This window comes from Diplocloster agilis (assembly GCF_019042275.1).
GTDB lineage: Bacteria > Bacillota > Clostridia > Lachnospirales > Lachnospiraceae > Diplocloster > Diplocloster agilis.
The window spans coordinates 58,614-71,211 of record NZ_JAHQCW010000031.1; the positions used below are offsets into that span (position 1 = coordinate 58,614).

At 52.0% G+C, this 12,598-nt stretch carries 3 protein-coding genes; all 3 read right to left on the bottom strand.

Going from position 1 to position 12,598, the window contains the following annotated elements; translation table 11 throughout:
* Positions 1-4: 4 nt before the first annotated feature.
* The 3 genes from KTH89_RS17105 to KTH89_RS17115 are packed head-to-tail and all read right to left on the bottom strand — an operon-like array spanning position 5 to position 11,314.
* Positions 5-1,534 (bottom strand): HD domain-containing phosphohydrolase, encoded by a 1,530-nt coding sequence (locus KTH89_RS17105; protein WP_238722506.1) that lies wholly within the window; start codon positions 1,532-1,534, stop codon positions 5-7.
* Between the two features lie 12 nt (positions 1,535-1,546).
* The gene (locus KTH89_RS17110) at positions 1,547-3,406 is read right to left on the bottom strand and encodes a sensor histidine kinase (RefSeq protein ID WP_158347577.1); all 1,860 of its coding nucleotides are present in this window, start codon (positions 3,404-3,406) and stop codon (positions 1,547-1,549) included.
* A gap of 42 nt (positions 3,407-3,448) precedes the next feature.
* Entirely contained in the window at positions 3,449-11,314 is a 7,866-nt protein-coding gene (locus KTH89_RS17115; RefSeq protein WP_238722507.1) for a non-ribosomal peptide synthetase, read from the bottom strand.
* Between the last annotated feature and the right edge of the window lie 1,284 nt (positions 11,315-12,598).

A 12,598-nucleotide genomic window follows, 5' to 3' on the forward strand; every position in this document is an offset into this window, starting at 1 on the left:
TCTCTTACAGAACCGCCTCTTCATAAGTCCAGGCCAGTTCTTCTTTTATCTTTTCGTAATCATTTAATATAATAAGGAAGGCATCCACAATGTCCGGATCAAACTGGGTATTCTTCCCCTCGATCAGCTCCTTGACCGCTTTTTCATAGCCCAGGGATTTCCGGTACTGCCGGTCGGAAGTCATGGCGTCAAAGGAATCCGCCACCGCTATAATCCGTGCTTCCTCGGGTATTTCATTTTGTCTGAGCCGGTCCGGGTAGCCGCCGCCGTCATACCGTTCATGATGTCCGCGCACGATGGGCGCGATCCCGCCGAATCTTCGGATCGCGGAAAGTATCTCCGCCCCTTTCGCCGCATGCTTTTTAACCTTTTCGTATTCCTCTTCGCTTAACTTGCTTTCTTTTAGAAGGATCGAATCCGGAACCCCCAGCTTCCCGATATCGTGGAACAGGCTGGCAACTTTAAGCCGTTCACAGTATTCACTGCTCCTGCCAAGCTGCTGAGCCGCCCGCACCGCGTAATAGGATACCCGGTCCGAGTGTCCGCGGGTATAGATATCTCTGGCGTCCACCATCAACCGCATGGTGCTGACCACCTCTATATAGCCGTCCCGCAGATCATCGTAAGCTTTCACCAGTTCTTCCTTCTGCTTATTTACCATGGCATGAAGTGTGGTATTTTGCACAGCCTGGGCGGACTGCCTGGCAAATATCTCCAAAAGCTGTCTTTGCTCAAAGCGGATCTCTCCGGGGCATCTGGTCCCGATCAAACCAATGCATTCCATCTGACCGCTGCGGATCGGGAGTATCAGGAGCTGATCCTCTGCCACCGGCTCTTTCCTGCCCTCATCCCGGAACATATGTACATACCGGTCCACCACTTCGTCGGTAAAATAGCTTCCGCTGCGCTTCATGATGCACTCCGGAAGATCTGTCCCCAGTCCGTTATCCGTCGAAAACTCCACGCAGTTACAGGAATTTATCCCCACAAATGCCTCCTCGGATCTGGTAATCTCCCGAACCCCCTCCATAATACTTTCCGCCAGTTTTTCCGCGGCCTGGAGGTGGTAAATGCGAGGCAGCACATCTAAAATAGTGGACAAACCCCGCTGGTATTCCCGGATCGTCCGCATTTGGCCAATCGATTTTACACAGGATTCCACCAGCAATTCCAGTTGGTCAAACCGGTCGCTTTTCTCAAAATACCCCTGAATATCCAGTTCCCGTATTGTCTTGATCGGCGGAGCCATGCTTTTGTGTCCGGTCAGCAAAATTATATAGATATCTTTATTAAACCGACGGATCTGCTCCACCACCTGGTCTCCGCAGATGGGAATCATCAGGAAATCCAGCAGAAGGATGTCATATCTGCCGTTTCTTACTCGTTCCACAGCCTTCTCCGGCTCATTCTCCGTATCCACATGAAATCCCGATCTCTGGAAATAAGCCTGTAGCGTTGATGTCATGATAGGATCATCATCCACTGTCAAAATCGAGAAAGTGTTCATTTTCGTCATTCTTTTTCCCTGTCTCATACACTGTACCTCTTACGATTCCTCTCTCTTAACACTCGGAACGGCTCCCAATGGAATTGAAAATCCAAAGACAGCGCCTCCGCCAGGATTATCCTGTAGCCACATAGTTCCGCCAAATTTTCCTCTTACTACGGCGTTCGATATGTACAGTCCCAATCCGCTTCCCATCGTCCCTTTACTGGTTATCATTTCTTTAAACAGACGGTCTTTCACGTTCGGACTGACTCCGGGACCGGTATCCGCTACGGATACTTGAAGCTCTTCCCGGTCGGCTTTGATGCCGATCACAATCTCCCCGCCGCCAACCTGTTTTTGCGCGTAAATCGCGTTTGAAACCAAATTGTTCATTACCTGAATCAGATTATTGATATCCCCGTGAAGCGTTACATTCATGGCCGGGTCATAATCTGACACAAGAGTACAGCCGCTGGTAAAAAGCTCATGACGCATCAGCAGCGCCGTACGTTTCATCAATTCATTCAGGGTAAATGTGGAATCCCCGAATGTGGTTACACTGTTTGCCTGTCCTTTAATCGCCGTGATGATCTCGGACATATAGGCGGTGGATTCACTGATTTTCTGTAACCATTCCCTTATCTCGTTACAGATCTCCCGGTAATCTTCCTCCACCACCTGCGGATCATTCAGGCTGGACTCATATTCATCCACCAGGCTGTCCACCGTTGATACACAGCCCGATATGCTCATGATAGGAGTTTTCAGATTATGGGCCAGCCCCGCCATCATCTGTCCCAGAAAGGCGAACCGCTCCTGCTCCATCATATGCTTTTGTCCGTCCTGAAGCTGCTGCATACTTCTCTTTAGCTGGGTGACGTCTTTAAATATCACTACAAAGCCAGCCAGCTGATCTCCATTTTTTAAAGGCGAAACATCCGTCACATAATAATATTTTACCGGCGTACCCTCTTTATCTAACGTGACGGCCTGTTCGTAGGAGATCACCGTATCGGCCTCCCTGCACGCATCGACAGCGGTCAGCATATTATAGATCGCGGTTTTTTTGGAGATATCCTCTTCTTTGACGCAGTCTTTCAGATACCGGTTCTCCGTAATCCCGTACTGGGAGGCAAACACCTTCTCAAATGGAACATTATAATTGATTACAAGCCCTTTATCGCTCAAAACCATGTACAAATCCGAGATCCAGTCCAGTACGTGCTGCATGGCGATCGGCTTGATATCCACCATATGAAGCTGATAGATCGCGATGCCGTCGAATACGATAATGGGTATAAAGCTGAGGGCCGTGGCCGAGATGGGAAGCGTGCTGGTAAACGTCGCAATCACGCTGACGATCAGCGGGCTGAAACCTCCCAACGCGAACAGGATACTCTGCTTTAAATATAACCGGCTTCGGTTTTTAATCGCAAAATTGATCATGATAAAGCTGCTGGCCCCCAGACAGATATAACTGTACAATCCCGAAATCGGAACATAAGGCCCCATTACCAGCTCACTCTTGATCACCGAAAATTCCTCATAATACAGATGGTGGATCGGGTTCGTGGCACACAATAAGGTGGTAAGGCAGGGGACGACAAACAGCAGCAAACAGCGCTTTGGCAGCTTATCATAGCTTTTTACAAATGCTATCGCAATCGTAAGATATAAGGCCGCCATATGCGCCCCCGCAGTCGTGATACAGTCAAGCACCATGAGCCGCGTCGTATTATCAGGCTTTGTAAATTTCATTCCCAGAAGCGCCAGCACCCACAGACTGTACAACAATACCAGTTCCATGAACAGCGTGTTGAGCAGATTCTGTTTTTGGTTTTTCAGGCTGGAGCCAAAATAAAACACAATTGCCGCCAGGGATATTATGAATATAACAGCGGTTAGGTTTGAAACCATATTCTTTCCCCCCGTCAGTATCTATCTGTATTATTTTCCGGATTACCCATCATGTCTTTGCGTTTCAAACAGAAAATTCTGTAATAATCGTCCGGGACCGGGGATCTCCCTGTGAAATCCCTGCTTTTCCAACAACTGCCATGTATATTCGGCCGATACTTCGATTACAGGAGGCGCCGCTTTTATATGATGCCAGAAATCTGCAAGGGGCATCAAATCCGCCTGATAACCGTTTGCAAGGCACTGGGACAACCGCTTCTCAAACTCCGGCTCCGGTACGAACCGGGTATCCGGCAATATGGCCCGGACAATCTCTTCTATCCGCGTCTGACGCGGGCTCATGAGATGGAATACACGTTCCTGTGTCCCTTCCAGCGCCAGAACCGCATCCGCACTGTAGTCCACCGGAGTCAGGTCTGTCAAATGGTCCGCCATCGTATCCGGGACCACGCCAAGGGCTAAGATCCCTTTCAACAGCAGATAGAACGCGTTGCTGTCCGGATTTACCTGGAAAGTACCGTCCGAACATCTGCCCACCAGTCTGCCCAGCCGGTAAATTCTGGCGTCCACACCCCGCTCTATGGCATCAAATACTCTGGCTTCCGCCAGGAACTTGGTCTTAACATACAGGTTAGACTGCCAGTCCTGTCCAATGTCAAAATCGTGCTCGGTAAAAACAGCATTTCCCGCCAGACCAACCAGCTGCTCCCCGCTGACGCTGCACGTTGACATATGATGAAGCACGGCTCCCGACCGCTCCGCCAGTTCTATGATATGTTCCACGCCGGTTACATTGGTTGAGATATATTCCTCCGCATCCGAGGCATAATGGCGCACATCCGCGGCGCTGTTATAAATGGCGTCCAGCCTGCCCACCAGATCGATATAATTCATATGGGACAGCCCCAGCTCCGGCCTGCTGATATCGCCGGCAATCACCTTGATCCTGCCGGAAACACTCTTAATCCAGCCGGCTCCAAAATACCAGGACAGACGCTCCAGCAGACGCTCCCTGCTGCCGTCCCGCATCAGGCACAGTACGGTTCCTGCGCCGGCGCCGATCAGGGCGTGCAGAAGATGAGCTCCCATAAAGCCAGTCGCACCGGTCAGCAGGACTCTGCCCAATTGGCGGGACCGAGGCCTATTGCCGTCCATTCCCGATTGCAGCACTGCTTTCGGTACCTGTGCTGCTTCCGGTTCCTGTGTAGCTTCCGGTCCTCGTGCCGCTTCCGGTTCCTGTGCTGTTTCCGGTCCTCGTGCCGCTTCCGGTTCCTGTGTAGCTTCCGCCTGTTCCGGCCGGTTTCTGAAAGGTTCCTTACTATTTTCCGCTATTTTTTGATCTTTCCAACTTGGATTCAGAATCTGCAGCTGCTCTATCACAGAAGGGTTCTCATAAAATTCCTGAAGAGACAGCTCCCACTGATGGTTATAATATCTGCTCAGTACGCTAAGCGCCGCCAGGGAAGTCCCCCCCTGCTCGAAGAAGGATACGTCCGCCTCCAGATTCTTCCTGGCCAGCACCTCCGACCAGATCTGCAATATGGAATCTACATCCGCCGATACAACGGATCTTCCACAATCCGAACCGGAGCTTTCTTTCTGTATATCATTCTGTATTTCTTTCTGCTTATCTACCTGTTGTACTATCCGCTTTTCTGTCTGTTTTACTTCCTGTTGTACTATCCGCTTTTCTGTCTGCTTTACTTCCTGTTTTACTATCTGTTTTTCTGTCTGTTTTACTTCCTGTTTTACTATCTGCTTTTCTGCCAACTTTACTTCTTCTATGCTATTCCGTTCTTCCTTACGGTCTCCCGCCGTTTTTGCATCTGTTTCAGAAATGCTTGTTTCCTTTAGCGGCGGCGTGTCTTCCAAGGTTGCAGCCATCTTTTTCAGCGCCTGCAGATCCAGCTTGCTGCTGGGAGTGTAGGGCATTTTCTCAATCGATACGAATCTTGACGGCAGCATATAGGGCGGAAGAAGTTTTTTCAAATGCCCGAGCAGCTTCTCTTCGTCCACCCTTGTGCCATCTTTTGCCTGGTAGAAGGAGCACAGTTCCATCGCTCCGTCCGGTTTCGCAACCGGAACGGTGGCAGCCTGAACCACGAAACCGGAATCCAGTATCGCTCCTGATATTTCATCCAATTCCACCCGCTGGCCGTTCAGCTTGACCTGGGCATCCCGTCGGCCCTGGAAATCATAGGAGCCGTCCAGACGAAGCCGGCCAATATCCCCGCTTCGGTACATCAATTCTCCCGGCGCAAACGGATCCGGCACAAAGGCTTTTTCCGTCAAATCCGGCCTGGATATATAACCGGCCGCCAAGCATTCTCCTGCCAGGCATAATTCTCCGCAGGCAGTCGGCATCACCGGCCGCAGATTTTCATCCAGCACATAGATCCGGCTGTTGCGCAACGGGCGGCCGATCGTTATATGCCCCTCCGGGAATACCTCTATCATGGTCATATAGACCGTTGCCTCGGTAGGCCCGTACATATTGATGCTTACCGCATCACTGACCTGATGCAGCTTCTGAAGCAGCGACGGCATCAGCACTTCACCGCCCAGCAGCACCAGGCGCAGGCTGTTCGCAGCCCTGCAGAAGGAAGTGTTGCTCAGACACATCTGCAGGCGGGCCGGCGTAACCTGGAATATCTCCACATCCTCATGGACGATCAAATCCGCCAGCTTCCACGGAAGCATCATTTCCTCTTCATCGGCCAGCACGATCACTTTCCCCATAGCCAGCGGGAACAGGCTCTCGCCGATAAAACTGTCAAATACCACATTGGTCGTGCACAGAATCGGCCCCGCCGCACGCTCCAACAGTTCCCGTATACTCACATACAGATTGGACACCGAACTGTGTTTTAGCATGACTCCTTTCGGCCTGCCGGTGGAACCGGAGGTAAACATCACATTCACAAGATCGGAGCCTTTAACCGGCACATCCAAAAACTTACCCGCCGACAGCGCCTTGCCTGCATCCGTTCCCCCGTTTTCTCCATTCTTCTGTGGTTCCACACAGATAAGCGGGCAGCCCAATTCCCCGGGGAGCATCCCCTTCGCCCGGCCGTCACATAGAATCAGCCGCATCCCCGCGGTTTCCCGCATCGTCTTAAGCCTTTGTTCCGGATAAGACGGCAGCATCGGCACATAAGCACAGCCTGCCTTCAGGATGCCGAGCATGGCGGCAAACAGATCCGGCGACCGGTGCATGATCAAACCGATCCGGTCGCCTCCTGCGGCCCCTGCCGCCGCCAGAAGGCCGGCGATCTCATCCGCCCGGTCAAGAAGCTGCGCCCTGGTAATTTTCTCCCCGTGAAATACCACCGCCGCCGCGTCCGGGTCCGTCTCCGCCGTGCGCTCAATAATTTTGTGGATCGGTAAGTTCAGATACGGAGTATATGTAAAATTCGGTTCGTCCACCAGCTCCATCTGGTCTGTGTGGGCGACCGGGTACAGCTCATATAAAGTCTGATCCGGGTTCTTTATAAATTGTTCCACGATCTGTTCCAGGCAGCGTCCAAAATAAGCCGCCGTTTCCTCCAGAAACAAACTGGCCGCGTATTCCAGACAGAAGAAATAGCCCTGTTTATCTTTTGCCGTCTCCAGGGTCAAATCCGACTTGGCCGTGCCCATCGGTATGGGATGATAGGCCAGAGTCTCTCCTGCCAGCTTAAATTCCCCGGCATCCAGGGGCCTCTGGGAAAACATCACCTGGTACAGCGGATTCTGGGAGAAGGATCTCGGAAGCTTATGCATCGCAATTATCTCCTCCTGGGAAATCCTCTGATGATCCAGAAGGCCTGTGGCAGCCTCTTGCACCGCTTGCATATATTCTAAAACCGTGATCCCCCGCTTAGGTTGCAGCCGCAGAGGAAACGTATTGATAAAAGGCCCGCATATATCAAGTTCCTGAGGCCGTAATCTTCCGGAAACCGGCGTCCCGATCACGAGATCTTCTTTGCCCGAAAGCTTCGCCAGCAGCAGGCCAAAGGCCGCCGCGAAAAACGTATAGCTGGTAATTCCGGCCGCCGCACAAAAAGCGTCACATTCCCCGCTCAGCGGACCAGGCAACCGGTGTGTCACCACCTTCCCCCGATAATCGAACCGGTGGGGTCTGGCAAAGTCAGCCGGCAGATTCAATGCTTCCGGCAGCGCATTCAGATTCTCAAGCCAGTATTCTTTGCAGGCCGGATCCGGGTCATTTTCTCCCTGCATCTGCTCGTACGCATAGTCCAGATAACAGACTTTTGCTTCGGGCAGCCGATTTCCGCTATACAGCTCATCCAGCCGTCTGATCAGAAGCGGCGTGCTCAATCCGTCCCCGATGATATGATGCATATCCACCAAAAACAGCCATTCCCCATCCGGCTTATGCCAGTAGGCAGCGCGCAAAAGCGGCGCTTCCTCCAAAAAAAACGGGCGCAAAAATTTCCCGAACACCTCTTCCCGGTTCTCCCCCTGCAGTACCGGGATATCAAACGGGACCTGGTCTTTCACGTAAGCATAGACACCGTCGGGGTCCTGGTGAAAGGAAGTACGCAGCACGGGATCCCATGCGATCAGATCCCGGAACGCCTGCTGTAACCTGTTCAGATCCACGTCCTCCGGCAGGCTGAATGCGCCTGGCATATGATAGGCCAGCTGTCCGTCCTCAAAGTGAGACTGGACATAGATTCCCTGCTGAATCGGCATCAGGGGATAACGCTCCAATTTGGGAGCCGGCGTCAATTTCCTGAGCGTTCCCGGCACAGACATAACATTTATTTGCTTTGTATCTGCCTCCATCTGCCCGGTTGCGGCCTTTCCGTCATCCCCCAGATATTCCGCCAGTCTCCTGACATTCCGGCAAGCGTACAACTCCGCGATCCGCATGGTGTGGCCGGTCTTATTTTCTATTTCATAGATGACCTGCATGGCATTCAAAGAATTACCTCCATACAGGAAATAATCACTTTCCAGATCGAGATCCTCCCGTTCCAGCACTGTCCGGAAGATCCCCAGCAGTTCTTCCTGCAGCCGGGTACTGATCTTTCCGGTCTCCCTTGCGGAAACCGGCCTTGGAAGCGCGGACTCATCCACCTTTCCATTGGAAGTAAGCGGTATCTTGTCCAGCCGGATGATCACCGTGGGAAGCATATAGCGCGGCAGATAAGAAGCGGCATAAGCCAGCAGTTCTCCTTCCGTCAGCATCTCCCGCGAGGTATAATAAGCAGCCAGAATCTCCTGGCTCCTGTCTGCAAATACTTTGACCGCCGCCTCTTTCACTTTGGGATGGGAAGACAGGCAAGCGGCGATCTCCTGGGGTTCCAGCCGCACGCCCCGAAGCTTAAGCTGCCGGTCCGTTCTTCCTCCGAGAACGATCTCGCCCTCCGGCGTCCATCGGGCGGTATCCCCGGTCCGGTATATGCGGTCCCCCAATACAAAGGGATTATCAAGAAAGCTTTCCTTTGTCATCTGCTCTTCATTGCGATATCCTCTGCCCACGCACGCGCCGCCGATATAGAGATTTCCATAGACCCCAATGGGCAGCGGATTCATCCAGTCATCCAGCACATAGAGCCTGCAGTTTTGCATCGGCGGGCCCGCAGTGATCTGCGCCGTATGATTCAGCAGCTTCATGCTTACGCCCACGGTAGCTTCTGAGGGACCATACTGATTATAAATTTGGGCATCGGAACAGATCTGCAGTTTGGAAAGCAATTCACCCGGAAATGCCTCACCGCCGCAGACAATACTTTCCATCGAACGCATAGCTTCCAGGAAAGAGTCGTTCTTTAAAAACGCCGTCAGTCTGGAAGGCGTCAGCGCCATAAAACCAACCGCGTAGCCGGTAATCAAACCGGCGATTCTCTCCGGTGATTCGGTATCCTCCTCTTTGGGCAGCACAATCGTCCTGCCGTTCAGCAAGGGCACGATACTCTCCAGCATAAACGCGTCAAAACCCACATTGCAAATGGAAAGAACCGCTCCCTTCCCATATACGCCGGACATTGCCTGGGCAAAATTACTGACATTCTGCCGGGTAATCTCCACGCCTTTTGGCCTGCCGGTACTGCCGGATGTGTAGACCACATACGCCAGATCCTCCGGCAGCTCCTGCGCGCAGGCCGCCGGGTCGCCTTCATTTTCCGCCAGGCCTCCCATATCCAGGACAGGTACCGGAATACTGCGAAATCCCGCTTCCTGTAAAACTTTTTCTTCTGAAATCAAGAACTTCGCGCCGCTCTGTTTTAAGATATCCACAGCCCGCCCTTCCGGCTGGTCGGTAGAAAGCAGCAGATAGGCGCAGCCAGCCCTTAAGATCCCGATCATGGCCGCCAGCAGTTCCGGCTTTTTCGGAAGAAATACCGCCACCAGCGCATTTTCCATAACGCCGCCCTGCCGGATGGCTTCATAAACCGGATACGCCATGTGCTCCAGTTCCCGATAGCTGACTCTTGCGCCGTCACAGATCGCGGCCGCCCGCTCCGGATGCTCCTCCACCTGCCGGCAAAACTGGCGGTAGAGCCCCTCCTCCGGCACTGCTTTTAAAGTCCTGTTAAAGGTATATAATACCTGCTCCCTCTCCTCACTTCCCAGCACGGACAATTGATAGATCGGCCGCTCCTGCGCATACAGCGCTTCCTGCAAAATATTCAGCAGACACCTGTGCAAATCTTCAATCTCCCGGTCCGAATAAAACTGGGTCAGATAATCATAATCCACCGAATACCTCCGGTTATCCTCCAGGTTACTCAGATGAATACACAAATGCTCGGCCTGATACCCGTTATAATGCCAGCGCCCGGAAAAATGTACGGACGTATCCTTGCTTTTTAAAATCGTACTGTCCTGATAAGACAACGCAATATGAAACAGTCTTCCCGACAGCTTCTGTTCATCCTCCGCCATCCGTACAATATCCTCAAAGGGGAACTTCTGATGGCGCAAAAGCTCATACCAATTCTCCGCCAGCCGCTCATTAAATTCGGAAAAAGACCATTCTTCATGAATATCACTGATAAAGGGAAGGGTACTGACAAACATCCCTGTGGTCTGTTTGGACACGAAACTGCTGCGGTTATAGATTGGAACCCCGATCGTAAAACGGTCCGCTCCGCCGATACGCTTAAAATAGATAGCCAGAGCCATGTAAAACACCGCGAAAGGCGCCACCCGGTTCTGCATACAGAAGGAATAAATCGCATGATTGATCACATCCGGAAGCCTGAAACTGCTCCTTCGGCCCACAGGACTTACCGCCGCGCTCTTCACCTGCTTGATCATAGAAGGCTCACCGGCATCCCGCATAACCCCGGACCAATAGGCCAGGTCCTTCTGATAAGCAGAAGATTTTAAATACTCCTGTTCCTCCAAGACATGGAGCCGATAGCTTGGCGATTCCTCAAGCTCCACCGCCTTATCCGAAAGCAGATCCAAATAAGTCTGTCCGATCCGGTTACAGAGCAGCACCTGCGCCCAGCCATCCGAGATAATATGATGGACCTTAATCAGCACTCCCCCGGAATTCTCCCCGGTCCGAAACAGCACGAACCGGTACAGCGGGCCATCCTCCAGCGGAATCACCTCTCTGGTCACCGCATGCTCCCAGCTCTCCATCCCCTTCGCGCTGGTATGCGAAAAATCCAGAACCGGAAAAACCTCCTTCGTATAAGGCGCATGATACTGCACCGGCCCTCCCCCGCTTCTGAAAATACGGGTACGCAAAGAACCATCAGAAGCCAGCACCAGATTCACGCTCTTCTGCAAAGCATTAAAATCGATCCTTCCCTGGATTCTAATGGTCGTACTGATATTGTTAATGGATGTCCCGGGATAAGCCTGCTCCAGATTCCAAATATTCTGCTGGCTCAAAGACAAGGCAAAAGTTTTCGTTTCCAAAGCAGCACCATCCGCAACCATACACGTCCTCCCTTTCTCTAAGTTCCCATCATCAAGTCCGCCGAAAGCCGTCATCCATTCAATCTCCAATTTCCATTTTTTACAAACCAAAAACCCTTACTTATATTTATACCGTTTGTCGAATCAAAAATCAAGCAAACCAGGCGAAAATAATCAAAAACACCACAATTTCCACCAAATTTCCCCGAAATTCCCCCTTCGTTTCAATCAAAACTTACAATATTTTCCATTTGAATTTTGGGGTCCGAGAGGAGAGGGAAGGGCGGCGGTTCTGGGAGCGGGACGGATAACCTTGCGGGGGCTGATCGCATCGGCCGGTCCTAAGAGTGAGTAACTCCGAAGAGGACGAAACCTCTTATTAGCAGAATCCGGGGCAAACTCGCCAAAATACGGCTCAAACAGTGCCCCGGATCCTGCGAGGTTTCGCCCTCTTCTACGTAACTCACTCTAAGGACCGGCCTCTAGCGATCTGCCCCCGCAAGGTTATGTCCCGCTCCCAGAACCGCCGCCCTTCCCTCTCCTCCCTAGCATGTTTCAAGCTTAGATGCATAGTCTGTATAATCTTTAGCATGTTTCATGCCCGGATACATAGTCTGTACACTCCTTAGCATGCTTCATGCCCGGACGCATATTCTGTACAATCCCCGGCATATATCAAGCTCGGATGCGTCTGTGCAATCCCTAGCATATTTCAAACCCGTATACATAGTCTATACAATTCCTAGCATGTTTCAAGCCCGGATGCATAGTCTGTGTAACCCCTAGCATGATCCAAGCCCGGACACATAGTCTGTAAATCCCTGGCATGCTTCAAGCCTGGATACATAGTTTGTGCAACCCCTAGTAAGATCCAAATCCGGATACATAGTCTGTGTAATCCCTGGCATGTTTCAAGCTCTGATGCATAGTCTGTACAATCCCTGGCATGCTTCAAGCCCGGATACATAATCCGCGCACCTCCTAGCATGATCCAAACCCAGATACATAGTCTGTACAATCCCTGGCATGTTCCAAGCCCGGTTGCATAGTCTCAGCAATCAGTCTAAAGCCAGTAATGCCGGTTCTTCCGTGGGTTCGGTATGCCTGCGGCTTAGGGCCGGGGATAATAGCGGTATCCGGGGATGCTCCCGGCAGCCGGGTTCTTTTGTGTCTCCCTGGGAGCGCATAGGGCGGCTGAGCGCCCGCTAAGTGAAATTGAAAAGCCGGGTTCAGGATGCACGGCGGACTTCACGTCCGACGGGCAGGAGCCTCTGAACCGGGAACACATCATGTGTTCCTGGTTCA